This is a genomic window from Cognatilysobacter bugurensis, assembly GCF_014652095.1.
Classification (GTDB): domain Bacteria; phylum Pseudomonadota; class Gammaproteobacteria; order Xanthomonadales; family Xanthomonadaceae; genus Cognatilysobacter; species Cognatilysobacter bugurensis.
Window position 1 is genome coordinate 313,420 of sequence record NZ_BMYD01000001.1, and the last position, 17,878, is coordinate 331,297.

Sequence of the window (17,878 nt, forward strand, 5' to 3'; positions counted from 1 at the left end):
GTTTGGCGCCCGGCCGGTTCATTTAATCGCGCAGCAGATCAGGGGCGGGCGACCGTGACGACCTGACGGCCGTCGACGGCTTCGACGGTGCGGCTGGTGTACTGCTGCGTGCGCTCGCGCTGCTCCTGGTTCCGGACGAAGCGAATGGTTTCCGGAATGACGATGCGGAAATCCACGGCGGCGCTCGCTTGAGAGGGGTTCTCTCCCGGCGCGTGCGGCTGTGCCATGACAATGGGCGGGGCCAGCAGCAACACCGTCAGGAGCGCGATCCAGCGCGAGCGACTGCGTACGGTCGACCTGACGCGTTTGCATGCCATCGAGGGGTGCGAGTCGAGCATCGGCGCGCTGGGGGCGTTGGACTGTTAATAGACAGCCTCTTCCCAATTGCAATACGCAACCGTGCGTAAACACGCAATTTAGTTTACGAAAACGGTTCGTTATTTGTACGAAATCGGCTATTTAGCCGAATTGCCGGCGCATGCAGCGCTACGTCGCAAACGTGCGTAGCCCCGCCAGTTTTTTGCCGACGGAGTGTCGCCGCCGAGCGTCAATCGGCCGGCGCGGACGCCGATTTGATCGGCGCTTATACGGTCGGCACGTCGCGGATTCCCGGCGCCGAAATCGAACTCGCAACGCTACGCTTCCCGATTGTCGCCGTTGTCCTGCTGAGGATCCGAGCGCCCGGCGCTCGCACCCGTTGCAGCGTCGCCTGCAGCTTCGGTCAACGTCGGGCGCTGGGTGTCACGCACGACCTCGTGTGCCACGGCGGTCACCGCGTCGGTGGCGATCAGTCCCAGCGACGCCGCGTGCCTGGCCATCGCCAGGCTGTCGGCCGCACGCAGCATCGGCACGCCGGTGCCTTGCACGCGCTCGATTTGTGCGTCGACGCCGCTGTCGTAGCGCGACAGCGCCGCCGGATCGACGTCGCGGATGTAGATCGCCGCGATCCGGTCACCGAAGCGATGCGCGGCTTCGGCATAAAGCTCGGCGTCGGCCTGGCCTGAGTCACCGAGCAGCACCCAGCGCAACTGCGGGAACCGCTCGATGAGCTGGCTTGCACGCTCGAGTTTGTGGCCGTGGCCTGCGGACTTAATGAACTTTCCGGTGTCGACGCCGAGATCGCGAAGGAAGATCGGCCCCGCGGGAATCGTGTTGAGCTCCATGAAGTCCTCGAGCAACTCGTAGAGGTTCCACGGCGAGCTCGAGACGTAGAAGATCGGCACGCGTCCGCGACCGTCGGCGCCGGCCTGTAAGGCCTGGTAGAGCTGTGCAACGCCTTCCAACGGCTTTCGCGTGCGGGCGTTGTGCAGGAACGTAAGCTGCGCGGCGGTTTTCCAATCGGTCACTCCGCTGTGCAGGATCGTGTCGTCGATGTCCGAAATCACGCCGATGCCCGGTCCGTCGGCCACCTGCAGCACGGGCTGCGGCGTCGCGAGCGTGCCGTCGGCGAGCGACGCGATCGCGTTGTCCCACAGCGCGTCGCTCGGCGTGGCGCTCGTGTCGAACGTCGCGGTGTAGTAACCCTCGGAATCGCTCGCGATCTCGAAGTCAGCGTCGCGGAAGCGCAGCCGCAGCGGCACGTTCGGCACCTCGTCGCTCTCGAACCGGCGGTACGTGTTGAGCAGGTTGTCCCACCACCGGTCGTCGTCGCCGGGGCCGCCGCGTGGGCGGTTCGACAGCACGCGGCCGAACAGCTCGACGCCACGCGCATCGGCGAACCCGCGATACGCGGCAATGTGGCGCGGGGCATTCGTCCCAAGCCGCGTGTTCACGCGGCGCCAGGCGGTGTCAACGTGTTCGTCGACGTCGACTGCGATGTTGTGGAGATGGCCGCGAAGGGCGGTGGGCCAGCGGCGGCGGGGCGAGGGCTTGTCCATGCGCACATCCTTCGGTGCGCAGCGCGAATGCACCGTCATGATGCGAGTCACTCAGCCGGCGACTGCAGCGCGCACGCTTGGCTCACAATGGCCGCGTCCCGCCGCGCCGCCCCCATGACCACACCCTTGCGCAAGATCCTGCATGTCGACATGGACGCGTTCTACGCGTCGGTCGAGCAGCGCGACGATCCCACGTTGCGCGGCCGGCCCGTCGTGGTCGCATGGCGGGGTCCGCGCTCGGTCGTGTGCGCGGCGAGCTACGAGGCGCGCGTGTTCGGCGTGCGGTCGGCGATGCCCGCCGTGCGTGCCGAACGCCTGTGCCCGGATGCGGTGTTCGTCCCGCCGGACTTCGGCCGGTACAAGCAGGCGTCGCGCCAGGTGCGGGAGATCTTCGCGCGCCACACGGATCTCGTTGAACCGCTCTCGCTCGACGAGGCCTACCTCGACGTCACTACAACGAAGACCGGATTGCCGAGCGCGACCGCAACCGCGGAGGCGATTCGGGCCGAAATTCGCGAGGCGACGGCGCTTACCGCGTCCGCCGGCGTCGCACCGAACAAGTTCCTCGCGAAGATCGCTTCGGACTGGCGCAAGCCCGACGGCCAGTTCGTGATCCGGCCGGAGCAGGTCGAGCGTTTCCTGACGCCGCTGCCCGTCGGTCGACTGCCCGGCGTCGGCAAGGTCACCGAGGCCCGGCTCATGAAGCTCGGCATCGCGACCGTCGGCGACCTGCGCGAGCGGCGGCTTGCGGAGCTGGAGCAGTGTTTCGGACGCTGGGGCCGGCGGCTGTTCGAGCTCGCCCGCGGCATCGATGACCACCCCGTGGAGCCCGAGCGCCCGTCGCTGCAGGTCTCGGCCGAAGACACGCTGGAACACGATGTGCCGCTCGACGCGCTTGCGCCGCACATCGAGCGCATGGCCCAGAAGGCGTGGACCTACTACGAACGCGAGCACGGGCGCGTGGCGCGCACCGTGGTGCTCAAGCTCAAGACGTCCGATTTCCGCATCCTGACCCGCAGCCTCACGCCGCGCGCCGTCCCGACATCGGCCGATGCGCTGGTGCGGATCGCGCTGGCGTTGCGCGAGCGCGTCGCTTTGCCCGCGACGACGCGGTATCGGCTGGTCGGGGTCGGGCTCGGCGGCCTCGTCGACCGCGACCTCCACCATGCCCAGAGCGGATTGTTCGACGATGTGGCCTGAACTCGCCCCGTTTCCGATCGACGTGCCCGAGGCGCAGTGGGAGGCGCTTGCCGCCGCACATGCCTCGCCGCCGCGTGCGTACCACAACCTCTCGCACGTACATGCCGTGCTCCGTCACTGGCGCGATGTGCACGACGGCCCGGGCTGGGACGATCCCGTCTCCTCGTTCCTCGCGGTGCTCTACCACGACGCGGTGTACGTCCCCGGTCGCAGCGACAACGAGGCGAACTCCGCGGCACTGGCCGTCGAGCACATGGCGCGTTGGCAGGCGGGGGGCGACGGCGGGCGCGTCGCGGCGCTCATCGAGCTCACGGCCCGGCACGGGCGGCTCGGGCCCGCGGGTGTCGATCGCGACGCAGCGCTGTTCCTGGACTGCGATATGGCAATCCTGGGTGCGTCGCCGGCGGAATTCGCGGCGTACGACCGTGCGATCGCTGCCGAATACCGCGGCGCCGTGCCGGCGTGGATGTACCGGCTGAACCGGCGTCGCTTCCTGAAGGGCCTGCTTGCTCGCGAGCGGCTGTTCCTCAGCGAGCACTTCCACGCGCGCTACGACGCGCCGGCCCGCGTCAACCTGCGTCGCGCGGTGACCGAGAAGCGCTGAGCGCGGCCGCTAGCCGTTCGGTAGCCGAGCGCGGTGAAGGGCGTGCAACCGCCCGCGTCTCAACGCGGCGAGCCTGCCCGGGCGCATGTCACTGCTCCAAGCGGGACAGCTGCCTCGAACCTCAGCCCCGGACGACGAGGACCGCGGGACCCAGCTGTGAGGTCAGCACAAGGGCGAGTGACGGCGCGCCGTCCAGCAGCGGCTCCACGTTGTCGCTGAACGACGGCGGCGACGGACGGTAGGCCATGTCGTCGGGCAGCACATCCTTGACGACGTAGCCCATGAGCACGTTGACGAGTTCGCCCAGTGCGTCCTGTGCAAGCGCGTCGTCGCACTCATCGGCCGTGATGCCGAGGAATCCGCATGCGATCCCGGTTGCCGTGGCGGCATCGCACCCCAGCGCGAGCGTGAAAGAACGCTGCGCCGCGATGTGCACCGAGGCCACGACACCGGTCGGCGGCGCGGCTTCGCCCGCGTCGACAAGGCGGGAGAACTGTGCCTGCTGCTTGAGCAGCCGCGGGAACAGCCGGCCGCAGGTCGCGAGCGCAGCGCTGGCGATGTCGGCAAGCGGGTGGCCGGCCATGCCCAGCTCGAGCGACTTCAGCGCATCATCGCGGTCGTTCTGCTGCGCTTTGAGCGCCGACTCCACCTGCTCACGGGTGAGCATGTTGCGGTCGACGAGGATCTCGCCGAACAGCTTGCGACGCGCCTTCTGCTCGTCGAGCAGCTGCGAGAGCTGGTGGCCGTCGAGCAGCCCCATCTCTTCGGCGATGTCGCCGAAGCGCTTGTCTTCCGCGCGCTGGCGCTCGTTGATGCGGGCCGCCTGCGCCGCCGTCAGCCAGCCGCGCGCCTGTGCAAGCTCGCCGAGCAGCGGATTGGACGCGCGCTGCACCTCGAGCGCCTCGAGCAGCTGCGCGCCGTCGATGAGGCCTTGTTCGAGCAGGAATTGTCCGAAGAATTTCGCTGCCATGTCAGGCCACCGTCTCGCGCAGCACGCGCACCATCGCGTCGGGGTCGATGGGCTTTTGCAGGTACGACTTCGCCCCGAGCTTCAGGCACTCCTCGATGTCGTGCTGCGCGCCGAGCGAGCTGAGGATCACGACGCGCGCATTCGGATCGAGCTCGCGGATGCGGCGCAGCGCTTCCTTGCCGTCCTGCTGCGGCATCACGAGGTCGAGCAGCACCACGTCCGGGCGCAGCTTCTCGTACTGCTCGACCGCCGCGACGCCGTTGTCGGCTTCACCGATCACGTCAAAACCGCATTCGGCGAGCTGGCGCGCGGTGAGAAGGCGCAGCGCGCGGGAATCGTCGCAGAGCAGGACGGTGGTGCGGGGCGTCATCGGTGGACCTCGGCGTCAGATTGGAACAGGACGGGACCGCGCGAGTGCGGTGCTTGCTACATGAACGGCTGCGTCTCAGGGTTCTTTAGCGCTGGGTTCGGGAAGGCCTCGTGAGGGCGCGGCGGCTCGAGCGTGTCGCTTCGGATGCCTCGCGACGCGCGGCCGGTCGGACCCGGCCGCAACACCGGCTACCATCGCGCGCCTCGATTCCTTTTCCCCGCCCGACTTCAACAGGAGCTGCCCATGGCGCTTTCCATGCACGACGCGTCCGTCCCCGTGTTCCGCCAGATGCTCGCCAGTCTCGCCGACGTGCTGCACAAGGCGCAGGCCCACGCCGAGGAGCGCAAGATCGAGCCCGACGCGCTGCTGCAGATGCGGCTGTCGCCCGACATGTTCCCGCTCGTGCGGCAGGTGCAGATTGCCTGCGACTTCGCCAAGGGTGTGTCGGCCCGGCTTGCGGGTGTCGAGGTGCCGTCTTACGAGGACACCGAGCGCACGTTCGACGAGTTGCAGGCGCGCATCGCGCGCACGCGCGAGTTCATCGAGGGGCTCGATGCGAGCGCGTTCGAGGGCAGCGAAGGGCGCGACGTCGTGCTGCGGCCCGGCACGCCGAAGGAGCGCCGCCTCGACGGCCGCACCTACCTCGTGCATTACGGCCTGCCGCAGTTCTTCTTCCACGTGACGACCGCGTACGGTCTGCTGCGCCACGGCGGTGTGCCGATCGGCAAGAAGGACTTCATGGGTCAGTACTGAGCCTGACCCGACGATGGAACACGAACGACTCGCGCGCCCCCTGGGCGCATTCGCGTTCGCGGGCGTGGTGTCGTTCGCGGCCGTGGCGTTAGCGCTGCAGGGCGTGCGCACCGATCTCGACTGGCGCGACGCCCCGTTGAGCCTGTACCTGCTCGGCACGCACGGGGCGTGGCTCAAGGCCGCGTACTTCGCGCTCGCCGCGTCGCTGTTGGGGCTGGGCGCAGCGGGCTACGCGGGCCTGTCCCGCGGCGCTCGCAGCGGCGCGCCTGCGCTGCTGTTTGCGTGGGCGGGCATCGCGCTGGCAGTGGTCGCGGTTGCCGACAGCCGCCTGCCGGGGCAGGACGTCACGCTCGAGACGCTCGTGCACGGCATCGCGGCGCAGGCGGCGTTCCTGTGCGTGACGGTCGCGATGCTGCTGCAATCGTGGCGGCTCAGGCTCGACGCCGCGTGGCGACACCGGTATGCGCCGGCATTGGCACTGGCCGCGCTCGCGTTCATCGCGCTGTGGACGCATGCGCTCTGGCGCGACGCCCCGCGCGGGCTGACCCAGAAGATCGTGGTGCTGCTCGTGCTGGTCTGGCTCGGCGCGGCTGCGTTCGGCTTCAGCCGGCGCCGCGTCGCCTGAGCCACTCGACGGCGCCGCGTCCTGCCACCACGCCGCTCGCGAAGCAGGCCGTCAGCAGATAGCCGCCGGTCGGCGCCTCCCAGTCCAGCATCTCCCCGGCCACGAACGTCCCGGGGAGGCCATGCAGCATCAGCGCCTCGTCGAGGGCCTCGAGCCGCACGCCGCCGGCGCTGCTAATCGCCTCCGCGATCGGGCGAGGCCGTACGAGTTTGAGAGGCAGGCGCTTGATCGCCGCGGCGAGTTGAGCCGGGTCCTGCATCGCCGCGCGGTCCACGCACTCGAACAGGAGCGCGGTTTTTGCGCCCTCCAGGCCCGCGCGCCGCCGCAGGTGCTCGCCGAGGCTGCGGCTGCCGCGCGGCTGCGCGAGCGCGTCCCGCAGTGCCTCGAACGTGCGCGACGGCGCGAGGTCGAGTTCGAGCCGGGCATGCCCGTCGCGCTGGATGAGCTGGCGCAGGTCGGCCGACAGTGCGTAGACCAGGCTGCCCTCAATGCCCGTCGTCGTGAGCACGCATTCGCCCTGCAGTGCATGGGCGACGCCGCTCGGATCGGTCCAGTGGGCGACGACGGGCTTCAGCGGCGCGCCGGCGAACTTCGTCGATAGATGTTCGCTCCAGCCGATGTCGAAGCCGCAGTTCGCGGGCTCGAGCGGGGCCACGTCGATGTCCCGATCGACCAGCCAGGGCACCCACGCGCCGTCCGAGCCGAGTTCCGGCCAACTGCCGCCACCGAGCGCGAGCACCGTCGCGCGGGCGTGCAGCAGCACCTCGCCATCCGGCGTCGAGATGTGCAGCGCGCCGTCGTCGGCCCAGCCCTGGAACCGGTGCTGCATGTGGAACCGAACGCCCGATTCGCGAAGCCGCCGCACCCAGCCGCGCAGGAGCGGCGCGGCCTTGCGGTCGGTCGGGAAGACCCGTCCCGAGGTGCCGATGAAGGTCTCGATGCCGAACCCGCGCGACCATTCCCGAAGGGCGTCCGCATCAAACGCATCCAGCCATGCGCCGACGTGCATCGACCGCTCGCGATAACGCGCATCGAATTCGGGCCGCGGTTCGGAATGGGTGAGATTGAGCCCGCCCTTGCCAGCGATCAGGAACTTGCGGCCGACCGATCCCTTCGCGTCGAATAAATCGACCTCGACGCCCGCGGCGCGCGCGACTTCGGCCGCCATCAGGCCGGCGGGGCCGCCGCCGATAATGGCAAGACCAGGAAGGAAAACGGGGTCGGGCATCGGGCGCGGGGCGGAGAACGGGGCGCCATGATAGGCGCGGGGGCCGTACGTACGGCGGTGCAGGCAGCGTCGGTTATGGTGGCCATCCATTCCCCACCGTGCGCCGCATGACGTCCACCGCCCGCCGCCTGCCTCTCGTCCTGATCGCATGCGCCGCGCTCGTGGTGGCGCTGGGCGCTGCTGCGGCGACGCCCGCGCCCACCCCGCGGGCGACCGCCCCGGGCGTGACCCCGCCCGCGCTGGCGGGGCTCGATGCCTTCGTCGAGCGCGCGCGATCCGAATTCGACGTGCCGGGCATCGCCGTCGCCGTGGTCAAGGACGGGGAGGTCGTGCTCGCGCGCGGCTGGGGCGTGCGCGACCTGGAGTCCGGCGCCCCGGTCGAAGCCGACACATTGTTCGCGATCGCGTCGAACACGAAGGCGTTCACTGCCGCCTCGCTGTCGATGCTCGCCGATGAGGGCAAGCTTTCGCTCGACGACCGCGTGATCGAGCACCTGCCGTGGTTCCGCATGTCGGATCCATACGTCACGCACGAAATGCGCATCCGTGACCTTCTTGCGCATCGCAGCGGGCTCGGGCTGGGCGCTGGCGACCTGCTGTACTGGCCGGGCACCGGCTACAGCACGGAAGAGGTCGCGCGGCGCCTGCGCGACGTGCCGCTCGAAGGCAGCTTCCGCGGCCAGTACGCGTACGACAACATCCTCTACGGCGTCGCCCAGCTCGTGATCGAGAAGGCCAGTGGGCAGGACTTCGATGCCTTCCTGCGCACGCGCATCCTCGACCCGCTCGGCATGCGCGACACGCGCTACAACAGCGACGCGCTCCGCGACGGCGACGACGTCGCCACCGGCTACGCCAAGGCGGACTTCAAGCACACGGTCCCCGCGCCGCGCGTGTCGTGGCACAACGTGTCGGGCGCGGGCGGGTTGTACTCAAACGTGCTCGACATGGCGAAGTGGATGCAGATGCAGCTCGCCGGCGGCACCTACCTCGACGCGGCCGGCAACGAGCAGCGGCTCTTCAGCGAGAAGCGGCAGGAGGCGATGTGGTCCGTCGTCACGCCGATGAAGATCCCCAACCCGTCGGTGCCCGAACTGCGCGCGGCCAAGCCGAATTTCCTGGGCTACGGAGAGGGATGGCAGCTGTCGGACTACCGCGGTCACAAGCTTGTCTGGCACACCGGCGGTTGGCCGGGCATGGTCTCGCGCCTCACGCTCGTGCCCGGGCATGACCTCGGCGTCGTCGTGCTCACGAATGCGGAGCTCGCTGCGCCGTTCCAGGCGATCACGCTGCGCGTTCTCGATGCCTACCTCGGTGCGCCGGAGACCGACTGGGTGGCCGCCTACGCAGCGTCGCTCGCTAAAGCGCGCGACGACGCGGGTGAGGACTGGGCCAAGCACGTCGCCGCGCGCGACGCACGTTCGAAGCCGTCGCTGCCACTCGAAAAGTACGCTGGCACCTATCGCGATCCCTGGTACGGGGATGTCGAGGTCTCCCGCGAGAAGGGCGCAATGCGGCTGCGCATGAAGCCGAGCCCGGATCTCGTCGGCACGCTCGAGCACTGGCAGCACGACACATTCATCGTCCGCTGGGACGCGCGCTGGCTCAACGCAGACGCGTTCGTGAACTTCTCGCTCGATCCGGACGGTGCGATCCGCGACGTGCGCATGCACGCGATCTCGCCGCTGACGGACTTCAGCTTCGATTTCCACGATCTGCGCCTGGCGCCGGTCAAAGACGGGCAGGGCTCACCATGAGCCGGCGAACGTTCGGAACGGCGGCGCACGCATGAGCCTGTGGATTGCGATCGCGATCGTCGTGATCGGCCTGTGGCTCGCGATCAAGGCCGTCGGCCTCGTGGTGCGGGTGGCGCTCTGGGCGCTCGTGCTAGGGGCCGTGTACTGGCTGCTCGCGCCGCACCTGGGCCTGTCGGTGCGCTAAGCCCGACCGCGGTTCAGCGACAGCGGGCGCCGCGCGCTGCGGCGGCCTTAAAATCGCGGACATGATCCTCAACATCGCTGCCTACCGCTTCGTCGCGGTTGCCGACCCGCGCGCGCTTGCCGACACCCTTCAGGCGCGTGCCGAAGCCGCGGAACTCCGCGGCACCGTGCTCGTCGCGCCCGAAGGCCTGAACCTGTTCCTCGCGGGCGACGCAGCGGCGCTCGACGGTTTCCTCGATGCACTTCGTGCCGATGCGCGCTTTGCCGACATCGTCGTCAAGCGCAGCTGGAGCCGCATGCAGCCGTTCGGGCGGCTGAAGGTCAAGGTCAAGCCCGAGATCATCAGCTACCGCATCGACGAGGCCCAACCGCTCGGCCGCGATCGCGCGCCGGCGGTCGAACCCGAGACGCTCGCGCGCTGGATCGAACAGGGCCACGACGACACGGGCCGCCGCCTCGTGTTGCTCGACACGCGCAACCGCGAGGAGTTCGGCTACGGCACGTTCGACAACGCGCTCACCCTGCCGATCGACAACTTCACCGAGCTGCCCGACGCGCTCGCGCCGCATCGGGACGCGCTCGCGGATGCGACGGTCGTGAGCTTCTGCACCGGCGGCATCCGCTGCGAGAAGGCTGCGCTGCATCTGCAGGCTTCGAGCATGGACAACCTGCTGCAGCTCGAGGGCGGCATCCTCAACTACTTTGAACGCGTCGGCGGGTTCGGTTACGACGGCCGGTGTTTCGTGTTCGACGGCCGCGTCGCGCTCGACGCGCAGCTGCAGCCGCTCGTCGACGGCGAGGGCGAGGGCGAGGGCGATGTGATCAGCGCGGTGGCTTGACGTCCACCAGCTCCACGTCGAACACGAGTGACGCATGGGGCGGAATCGCGCCGCCCGCGCCCCGGCGCCCGTAGGCCAGCTCCGGCGGAATCAGCAGCGTGCGTTTGCCGCCGACGTGCATGCCGGCCACGCCTTCGTCCCACCCGCGGATCACGCGGCCTGCGCCGAGCAGGAACGTGATCGGCTCGCCCCGCGCGTATGAACTGTCGAACTGCGCGCCGCGCTTTGAAGGCACGCGCTCGTCGTAGAGCCAGCCGGTGTAGTGCACCGCCACCTCCGTGCCGGGCAGGGCGAGTGCACCCTCACCGCGCTGCCTTTCGACGCGCTGCAGCTCGGCCACGCGGCCGCCCGGGGGCGGTCCGGGGTCACGGCAGGCCGGCAACACGAGCAGCGCTGCGCAGAGCAACGCAGTGAACGGGCGCGCCGCGATGGCGCGAGGGATGTGGGTCATGGGCGTCCTCCGCCGCGCAGTCTGCCCCAACCTGCGGTTTCACTCCGTGTTTCCCGCAGGGCTGTTGAGATGGAGCGGTCCCGTTCGCCCCTGAGGAGCCCACCATGACCGACCATGACGAGCACCGCCCGCTCGACCGCGATAACGCTCTCAAGAAGCTGCACGGCCTCATCGAGGACGTGGAAGTCGCAATGCTGACCGAAGTCGCCCCCGACGGCCGACTGCACAGCCGCCCGCTGCACACGCTGCGCGCCGAAATGGACGGCACGCTCTGGTTCGCCACCGGCTATCACAGCGAGAAGGTCCGCGAGCTTGAAGCGAACCCGCAGGTCAACGTCGCGTACGCATCGCGCAGCAAGGGCACCTACGTGTCCGTAGCCGGTCGAGCGTCGATCACCCGCGATCGCAAGACCATCGACGAGTTGTGGTCGCCGCAGATGAGCATCTTCTTCAAGGACGGCAAGGACGATCCGAATCTGTGCCTGATCCGCATCGATCCCGAGAGCGCCGAGTACTGGGACGGCCCCAGCACGGCGATCGGCAAGGGCCTGTACTTCGTCACCACCGCGGTGACGAAGAACCCGAGCCACATGAACGAAAATCGCACGATCGATCTTCGCCACTGAGTGACGCACCGTTGGTGTCGAGGCGGGCGTGCCGTGTGATGCGGCGCGCCTGCTGGCGTCATCGCATGCGGGGACTGCGACCGATCAGGCCGACCGCTCAGGCCGCAAGCCCGGCCGCGTGTCCCGACGCCCAGGCCCACTGGAAGTTGTAGCCGCCGAGCCAGCCGGTCACGTCGAGCACTTCGCCGACGAAGTACAGGCCCGGCACGAGCCGCGACTGCATCGTGCTCGATGAAACGCCGTCGGTGTCCACGCCGCCGAGCGTGACCTCGGCGGTGCGGTAGCCCTCGGTCCCGCTCGCGACGAGCGGCCATGCCTGCAGCACATCCGCAATCGCCCGCAGCTGCGCCGGCGTGTATTGCCGCAGCGGCCGCGTATGGGGGCCGTGCGGCAGGTAGACCTCGCACAGGCGCTGTGCGAACCGTTTGGGCATCGCGTCGCCGAGCACGGTCTTGAACTCCGCGGCCGGACGCGCCTTTTGCCAGCCGAACAGCGCCTCGTACGCGTCGACGCCGGGCAGCAGATCCAGCGTCAGTGCGTCGCCGGGCTGCCAGTACGACGAGATCTGCAGGATCGATGGCCCGCTGACGCCGCGGTGCGTGACGAGCATGAAGTTCTCGAACGACTGCCCGTTGCAGGTCGCGACGACGGGCAGCGCGACGCCGCTGAGTTCCGCGAGCCGCTCGTGGTGCTTGCCGCTGAGCGTGAGCGGCACCAGCCCCGCGCGCGTGGGCAGGAGCGCGTGTCCGAACTGGCGTGCGAGTTCATAGCCGAAGCCGCTCGCGCCCATGCTGGGAATCGACAGCCCACCGCTCGCGACCACGAGCGACGTCGCGACGAAGGCGCCGTGCGTCGTGTGCAATTCAAACTGCCCGTCGTCGCGGTGAGCCACGCGCTCGACGCTGCACGATGTCTCGATGCGCACGCCGGCCGACGTGCACTCGTCGACGAGCATGCGCACGATGAGCTTCGACGATTCGTCGCAGAACAGCTGGCCGAGCTCTTTCTCGTGATACGCGATCCGATGCCGCTCGACGAGCTCGATGAAGTGCCAGGGCGTGTGGCGTGCAAGCGCGGACTTGCAGAAGTGCGGGTTGCCGCAGAGGTAGTTTTCCGGAGTCGTGCCGGTGTTCGTGAAATTGCAGCGGCCCCCGCCGGACATCAGGATCTTCTTGCCGACCCTGTTCGCGTGCTCGATCACGACGGCGCGCCGCCCGCGCCGGCCCGCGGTCATCGCCGCATACAGGCCCGCGGCCCCGCCGCCGATCACGAGGACGTCGACATGCTCCATCGATCAGTGGCCGAGCGCGTCGCCCATGCGCACGTTCGGCCGCAGCGCGAGGCTGCCCGTCTCGCCCATGAGCTGCGTTTCGCGGTCCTGGATCAGGGCGTTGAAGCGCATCGTGCGGCCGTATAGCGCCTCGAGTGCGTCGACGTCGGCCTCGGCGATGTCGATGACCGTGAGGTTCTTGAGCCGCGACAGGCCGGCGGCGTTCTTGTCCCACCACTGCTGCGCGCTCGCGCCGGAGTAGGTCACGACGATCACTTCGCGGGCGCGGCCGCTGGCGCGGCGCACGTCGGCCTCGTCGGGCTGGCCGAGCGTGATCCACTGCTCGATGTCGCCCGTGTAGTCGCGGCGCCACAGGTCGGGCTCCTCCTCGCCGTCGAGCGGGCGCCCGAGCGCAAGACGCTCGTCGGCGAACAGCGCGAACGCGAGGAGCCGCACCATGAGTCGGCGCTCGGTTTCCGACGGGTGCTGCGCCAGCGTGAGCGCGTGCGTGGCGTAGTAGTGCCGGTCCATGTCGCTGACCTGCAGCTCGGCTTTGACGACGGTGGATTTGGGCGACATCGTGGCGGCCGGGCGGGAAGGGGGCGTCATTCTAGGGGCGAACGCGGTCGCCGACCCGATCCGGGGGCCGGCCCGTGTCTTCGCCGGTCCCGCATGCGTGCGTCGGTTCGGGCGCGCCGGCTGCGGCGTGGCCGCTAAGCTGCGCCGATGACACGCCCGCCATCGATCGACGGCATCGCCGCCAGCCACCTGCAACTGGCGCCCGGCGCTGCGCCGCGGCTGCTCGATGCGCTGTGCGAACGGTTCCCGGGCGTGACGGCGGAGGTGTGGCTTGGACGCTTCGCGCGCGGGCGCGTGCTGGGCGAGGGCGGGCGCGCGCTCGACCCCGACGCGCCGGTGCGCACCGGGCTCGACATCTACTACTACCGCGAGCTCGAGCACGAACCGCCGATCCCCGTGCGCGAGACCGTGCTGCATGTCGACGCGCATCTGATCGTGGTCGACAAGCCGCATTTCCTGCCGGTGGTGCCGGCGGGTCGCTTCGTGCGCGAGACCCTGCTCGCGCGTCTCGCGTGTGCGTTTCCCGACGACGATCTGGCGCCGCTCCACCGCATCGATCGCCTGACGGCGGGGCTGGTGCTGTTCTCGAGAAACACCGAGGCGCGGGACCGCTACCAGACCCTGTTTCGCGAGCGGCGCATCGTCAAACACTACGAAGCGATCGCGCCGGCATTGCGATCGTTGTCGTTTCCGTATGTGCACCGCTCGCGACTCGAGCCCGGCGCGCCGTTCTTCCGGATGCAGGAATGCAGCGGCACGTCGAACAGCGAGACCCGCATCGACATTATCGACCGGCATCCGGATGAGTGGGCTTACCGCCTCGAACCCGTCACCGGGCGCAAGCACCAGCTCCGCGTGCACATGGCCTCGCTCGGTGCGCCGATCCGACACGATCCGCTGTACCCCGAACTTGCGCCCGCCGCCGCGGACGATTTCGAGCGACCGCTGAAACTGCTCGCGCGCGGGCTTGCGTTCGCCGATCCGCTGGATGGCCGCGAGCGCGTGTTCGAGAGCCGGCTTTCTCTGTGAGAAGGCCGGAGCTACGGCTTGAGCTTGTGAGCCGAAGTCGCTGACGCGGCTGGCGGATATCGGCTTCGTGGATGGCGGAGTACGAGTCGGGCGACGCCTCGCTTGAAGCTGCTCGCGCGCGGCCTCGCGTTCGCCGATCCGCTGGATGGCCGCGAGCGCGTGTTCGAGAGCCGGCTTTCTTTGTGGGAAGACCGGAGCCGGGCTTGAGCTTGTGAGCCGAAGTCGCTGACGCGGCTGGCCGATATCGGCTTCGTGGATGGCGGAGTACGGGTCGGACGACGCCTCGCTCGCACCCCGATCCGATCAGTGAGCCAATGCCTTTTTTGCTAGCGGTGCATGCCCATGCGGCGCAGCCGGATCGTCGGAATGGCGCAGGCGATCGGAACGTCAAACGCGCCCGACTCGGCACGCGAGCGCATCTGCCGCGCCGGCCGACAGCGGACATCGGCACGGAACGCCGCCGAGGCCGCGTCCGCACCGGGTGCGGGGTCACGAGTGAAAGACCCCGCTCGCCTGAGCCCGAATTGCGCTGGAAACTGCCGCGCGACGCGGCGCCCCAGCGCCTTAACGCGGCGGCCGCGGCTTGAATCCCGGGCGCCCGCCGGGGCCGCCGGAACGCGGACCGCCTGGACCGCCCGTGCGTGGGCCACGCGGACCACCCGGACCGCCCGGTCGCGGACCGCCAGGACCCGAAGGGCGCGGCCCGCGCCCGTGGCCGCCGGCAATGTCCTCTTCCGCGGCGCGCGCGAGCTGGAGTTGCTGCCCCGCGACGCGCACGCGCTTGAGGTGATCCATCACTTCAGACGGCATGCCCTGCGGCAGGTCGACCAAGCTGTAGCTGTCGCGGATGTCGATGCGGCCGATGTAGCGGCTTTCGAGCTCCGCCTCGTTCGCGATCGCGCCGACCAGGTTGCCGGGCTTGACGCCGTGGGCGTGCCCGACCTCGACGCGGAACGTCTCCATGCCGACTTCGGGCGCGCTGCGCGGCTCGCGCGGCGCCCGGGCAGGGGACTCGTCGAAAACGCCTTCGCCCGCATTCGCCCCGGAACCGCGCGCCGCATCGTCGCGGGCGGGCCCGCGTTGTGCGTCGTGGTTGAAGCCGGACTCTCGCGGAGCGCGTTCGCTGCGTTCGAATCCATCGCGCGATCCCGCGCTGCGGTCGCCACCGCGGTCGAACCCGCGCTCGCGACCGCCCCGCGCGTCGTCGCGACGCGGCGCCGGCCCGCGCTCTTCGCGTCCGCCGCGGTTGTACGCCGGTCGTTCGTAGTCCGCACCGCGTGCGGCGCGCACCTGGTCATCGGTGGCCTTGAGCAGCAGCGGCATGTCGCCCTGCACGAGCTTGGCGAGCGCCGCGGCGATCTCGACCGCCGGCACGTTGCGTTCGCGCTCGAAGCGTTCGACGAGGTCGCGGTACTGGGCGACGTCGGGGCTCTGCAGCGCTTCGGAGATGCGGTCGAGGAACTTTTCCACGCGCCGCTCGTTGACCGTTTCGACGGTGGGCAGCGTCATCGGCTCGATCGGCTGGCGCGTCGCGCGCTCGATCGCGCGCAGCATGCCGCGCTCGCGAGGGGTCACGAACAGGATCGCCTCGCCCTTGCGGCCCGCCCGGCCGGTGCGGCCGATGCGGTGCACGTAGCTCTCGGTGTCGTACGGGATGTCGTAATTCAGCACGTGGCTGATGCGGTCGACGTCCAGGCCGCGTGCAGCGACGTCGGTGGCGACCAGGACGTCGATCTTGCCGTCCTTGAGGTTCTGGATCGTCTTCTCGCGCTGCGCCTGCTGGATGTCGCCGTTGATCGCCGCCGCCGCAATCCCACGCGCGGCGAGCTTCTCGGCGAGTTCTTCGGTGCCGAGTTTGGTGCGCGCGAACACGATCATCGCGTCGAACGGTTCGGCCTCGAGAATGCGCGTGATCGCGTCGAGCTTGTTGATGCCGCTGACCGACCAGTAGCGCTGGCGGATGTTCGCGGCGGTCGTGGTCGACGACTTGATCGCGACCTCGACCGGCTCCTTGAGATACGTCTGCGCGATGCGCTTGATCGGCGGCGGCATCGTGGCCGAGAACAGCGCGACCTGGCGCGTTTCTGGCGTCTTCTTGAGCACGGCCTCGACGTCGTCGATGAAGCCCATGCGCAGCATTTCATCGGCCTCGTCGAGCACGAGGCAGCGCAGCTCGGAGAGATCCAGCGAGCCGCGGTTGATGTGGTCGATCACGCGGCCGGGCGTGCCGACGATGACCTGCACGCCGCGCTTGAGCGCCTGCAGCTGTGGGTAGTAGCTCTGGCCCCCGTAGATCGGCAGCACGTGGAAGCCGGGCAGATGGTGCGCGTATTTCTGGAACGCCTCGGCGACCTGGATCGCAAGTTCACGCGTCGGCGCGAGCACCAGCGCCTGCGGTTTGGCCTGCGAGGCGTCGATCCGCGCGAGGATCGGCAGTGCGAACGCGGCGGTCTTGCCGGTGCCGGTCTGCGCCTGCCCGAGCACGTCGCGGCCCTGCAGCAGCGGCGGGATCGTGGCGGCCTGGATGGGGGAGGGGGACTCGTAGCCCACATCCGTCAGCGCGCGCAGCAGCGGCTCGGGCAGGTCGAGGTCGGTGAATTTGATCGAAGGCGCGGGAGATTCGGCGCTCATGGGGCGGGCTCGCTGCCGGTGAACACCGGCCTGAATGCGGACAGTGTAGCGGTGGGGTTAAAACGCGGCGTGTGGGCTGCGTATGCGGGATGTTCGTACAAGCGAGGTAGGCGCGCTGGCGCGGGGCCTATTGCACCTCAAGCGCGCTGGGCGAGCCACCGGTCAAGTTCATTGGCAAACGCCTGCCGATCCCGCGCGTGCAGCGGCGGCGGACCGCCGGTCTGCACGCCGGCACCGCGCAACTCGTCCATGAAATTTCGCATCGACAGGCGCTCGGCGATCGTCCCCGCCGTGTAGCGCTCGCCGCGCGGATTGAGCGCGTCTGCGCCTTTTTCGATCACGCGCGCAGCCAGTGGGATGTCCTGCGTGACCACGAGGTCGCCTGTCTGCACGCGCTCGACGATCGCCGTGTCGGCCACGTCAGGCCCGTGCTCGACCTGCAGCGCACGGATCAGCGGAGAACTCGGCACGCGGATCCACTGGTTCGCGACGAACGTAATCGGCACCGCAGCGCGCAGCGCCGCGCGCACGAGGATGTCGCGCATTACGCCGGGGCATGCATCCGCGTCCACCCAGATGCAGCGATCGGACGCCGCGTCGGCGGGGCTCACCCCTGGGTGTCGGACCCGGTGCCAGCCGCGCGCTCGGCGTCGCGGGTGGCCTGATCCTTGGCGGCCTGCTTCTTCGCGTTCTTCTCGTCCTGCTTCTTCTTCTTGGCGATTTCGCGCTGGCGTTTTTCGAAGGAATAGTTGGGCTTGGCCAAGGTCGGCTCCGGTCGGTCAATGAGGCAGTGTAGGCGCGAAAGGTCTACACGTGGGGTGAAACACGTCCGTGTCACGCGTGTACGCGCGAGGGCGCGCGGCAGTCACGCCGCGGTCGCAGGCAT

At 69.2% G+C, this 17,878-nt stretch carries 20 protein-coding genes; 9 read left to right on the forward strand and 11 right to left on the reverse strand.

Annotated features, from left to right (window positions below; translation table 11 throughout):
• Nucleotides 1-38: 38 nt before the first annotated feature.
• Together IE075_RS01545 and IE075_RS01550 are read right to left on the reverse strand one after the other, a co-directional pair.
• Nucleotides 39-338 (reverse strand): hypothetical protein, encoded by a 300-nt coding sequence (locus tag IE075_RS01545; protein WP_189452636.1) that lies wholly within the window; start codon nucleotides 336-338, stop codon nucleotides 39-41.
• A gap of 297 nt (nucleotides 339-635) precedes the next feature.
• Nucleotides 636-1,877 (reverse strand): App1 family protein phosphatidate phosphatase, encoded by a 1,242-nt coding sequence (locus IE075_RS01550; protein ID WP_189452638.1) that lies wholly within the window; start codon nucleotides 1,875-1,877, stop codon nucleotides 636-638.
• Between the two features lie 114 nt (nucleotides 1,878-1,991).
• Here IE075_RS01550 and dinB point away from each other — a divergent pair, with 114 nt between their 5' ends.
• Both dinB and IE075_RS01560 read left to right on the forward strand, forming a co-directional pair.
• A complete protein-coding gene (gene dinB, locus IE075_RS01555; RefSeq protein ID WP_189452640.1) occupies nucleotides 1,992-3,077 on the forward strand; it encodes a DNA polymerase IV in 1,086 nt (361 codons plus the stop codon).
• Nucleotides 3,067-3,681, forward strand: a complete 615-nt coding sequence (locus IE075_RS01560; RefSeq protein WP_189452643.1) for an HD domain-containing protein — start codon at nucleotides 3,067-3,069, stop codon at nucleotides 3,679-3,681. Before dinB ends, IE075_RS01560 begins: the two co-directional genes overlap by 11 nt.
• Before the next feature lie 121 nt (nucleotides 3,682-3,802).
• Here IE075_RS01560 and IE075_RS01565 read toward each other — a convergent pair whose 3' ends face one another.
• Together IE075_RS01565 and IE075_RS01570 are read right to left on the reverse strand one after the other, a co-directional pair.
• On the reverse strand, nucleotides 3,803-4,651 hold the full coding sequence (locus tag IE075_RS01565; protein WP_189452645.1) for a cyclic di-GMP-binding domain-containing protein, MshE-related: 849 nt from the start codon (nucleotides 4,649-4,651) through the stop codon (nucleotides 3,803-3,805).
• A gap of 1 nt (nucleotide 4,652) precedes the next feature.
• A complete protein-coding gene (locus IE075_RS01570) occupies nucleotides 4,653-5,021 on the reverse strand; it encodes a response regulator (RefSeq protein WP_189452647.1) in 369 nt (122 codons plus the stop codon).
• Between the two features lie 243 nt (nucleotides 5,022-5,264).
• On the opposite strand from IE075_RS01570, the gene IE075_RS01575 reads away from it, so the two are divergent.
• Together IE075_RS01575 and IE075_RS01580 are read left to right on the forward strand one after the other, a co-directional pair.
• Nucleotides 5,265-5,774, forward strand: coding sequence for a DUF1993 domain-containing protein (locus IE075_RS01575; RefSeq protein WP_189452649.1), 510 nt, complete (start codon nucleotides 5,265-5,267; stop codon nucleotides 5,772-5,774).
• 13 nt (nucleotides 5,775-5,787) lie between these two features.
• Nucleotides 5,788-6,399, forward strand: a complete 612-nt coding sequence (locus IE075_RS01580; RefSeq protein ID WP_189452650.1) for a DUF998 domain-containing protein — start codon at nucleotides 5,788-5,790, stop codon at nucleotides 6,397-6,399.
• Here the strand turns inward: IE075_RS01580 and IE075_RS01585 are convergent.
• The gene (locus IE075_RS01585; protein WP_189452652.1) at nucleotides 6,377-7,627 is read right to left on the reverse strand and encodes a TIGR03862 family flavoprotein; all 1,251 of its coding nucleotides are present in this window, start codon (nucleotides 7,625-7,627) and stop codon (nucleotides 6,377-6,379) included. The two genes, IE075_RS01580 and IE075_RS01585, sit on opposite strands and share 23 nt — an antisense overlap.
• 107 nt (nucleotides 7,628-7,734) lie before the next feature.
• On the opposite strand from IE075_RS01585, the gene IE075_RS01590 reads away from it, so the two are divergent.
• The 3 genes from IE075_RS01590 to IE075_RS01600 all read left to right on the forward strand — a co-directional run bounded on the left by IE075_RS01590 (nucleotide 7,735) and on the right by IE075_RS01600 (nucleotide 10,406).
• Nucleotides 7,735-9,384 (forward strand): serine hydrolase, encoded by a 1,650-nt coding sequence (locus IE075_RS01590; RefSeq protein ID WP_189452654.1) that lies wholly within the window; start codon nucleotides 7,735-7,737, stop codon nucleotides 9,382-9,384.
• 31 nt (nucleotides 9,385-9,415) lie between these two features.
• Complete coding sequence (locus IE075_RS01595) at nucleotides 9,416-9,568, forward strand: hypothetical protein (protein WP_189452656.1); 153 nt, start codon at nucleotides 9,416-9,418, stop codon at nucleotides 9,566-9,568.
• Nucleotides 9,569-9,629: 61 nt separating this feature from the next.
• A complete protein-coding gene (locus IE075_RS01600) occupies nucleotides 9,630-10,406 on the forward strand; it encodes a sulfurtransferase (protein WP_189452658.1) in 777 nt (258 codons plus the stop codon).
• On the opposite strand, the gene IE075_RS01605 is transcribed toward IE075_RS01600, so the two are convergent.
• The gene (locus tag IE075_RS01605) at nucleotides 10,390-10,857 is read right to left on the reverse strand and encodes an FKBP-type peptidyl-prolyl cis-trans isomerase (RefSeq protein WP_189452660.1); all 468 of its coding nucleotides are present in this window, start codon (nucleotides 10,855-10,857) and stop codon (nucleotides 10,390-10,392) included. The genes IE075_RS01600 and IE075_RS01605 overlap by 17 nt on opposite strands.
• Nucleotides 10,858-10,961: 104 nt before the next feature.
• Here IE075_RS01605 and IE075_RS01610 point away from each other — a divergent pair, with 104 nt between their 5' ends.
• Nucleotides 10,962-11,483 (forward strand): pyridoxamine 5'-phosphate oxidase family protein, encoded by a 522-nt coding sequence (locus IE075_RS01610; RefSeq protein ID WP_189452662.1) that lies wholly within the window; start codon nucleotides 10,962-10,964, stop codon nucleotides 11,481-11,483.
• Between the two features lie 97 nt (nucleotides 11,484-11,580).
• On the opposite strand, the gene IE075_RS01615 is transcribed toward IE075_RS01610, so the two are convergent.
• Both IE075_RS01615 and IE075_RS01620 read right to left on the reverse strand, forming a co-directional pair.
• Nucleotides 11,581-12,774 carry a BaiN/RdsA family NAD(P)/FAD-dependent oxidoreductase gene (locus IE075_RS01615; protein WP_189452665.1) on the reverse strand — a complete coding sequence of 398 codons (1,194 nt, stop codon included), beginning with the start codon at nucleotides 12,772-12,774 and terminating at the stop codon, nucleotides 11,581-11,583.
• A gap of 3 nt (nucleotides 12,775-12,777) precedes the next feature.
• Nucleotides 12,778-13,332 carry a YaeQ family protein gene (locus IE075_RS01620; RefSeq protein WP_189452667.1) on the reverse strand — a complete coding sequence of 185 codons (555 nt, stop codon included), beginning with the start codon at nucleotides 13,330-13,332 and terminating at the stop codon, nucleotides 12,778-12,780.
• Between the two features lie 147 nt (nucleotides 13,333-13,479).
• On the opposite strand from IE075_RS01620, the gene IE075_RS01625 reads away from it, so the two are divergent.
• Nucleotides 13,480-14,361 (forward strand): pseudouridine synthase, encoded by an 882-nt coding sequence (locus tag IE075_RS01625; RefSeq protein ID WP_189452668.1) that lies wholly within the window; start codon nucleotides 13,480-13,482, stop codon nucleotides 14,359-14,361.
• A gap of 564 nt (nucleotides 14,362-14,925) precedes the next feature.
• On the opposite strand, the gene IE075_RS01630 is transcribed toward IE075_RS01625, so the two are convergent.
• The 3 genes from IE075_RS01630 to IE075_RS01640 form a co-directional block, all read right to left on the reverse strand.
• Nucleotides 14,926-16,992: a DEAD/DEAH box helicase gene (locus IE075_RS01630; protein WP_189452670.1), complete on the reverse strand. Its 2,067-nt coding sequence runs from the start codon at nucleotides 16,990-16,992 to the stop codon at nucleotides 14,926-14,928.
• 137 nt (nucleotides 16,993-17,129) lie between these two features.
• Complete coding sequence (locus IE075_RS01635; protein ID WP_268244902.1) at nucleotides 17,130-17,603, reverse strand: YaiI/YqxD family protein; 474 nt, start codon at nucleotides 17,601-17,603, stop codon at nucleotides 17,130-17,132.
• Nucleotides 17,600-17,755, reverse strand: a complete 156-nt coding sequence (locus IE075_RS01640; protein WP_189452673.1) for a hypothetical protein — start codon at nucleotides 17,753-17,755, stop codon at nucleotides 17,600-17,602. The genes IE075_RS01635 and IE075_RS01640 overlap by 4 nt, the downstream gene beginning before the upstream one ends.
• Between the last annotated feature and the right edge of the window lie 123 nt (nucleotides 17,756-17,878).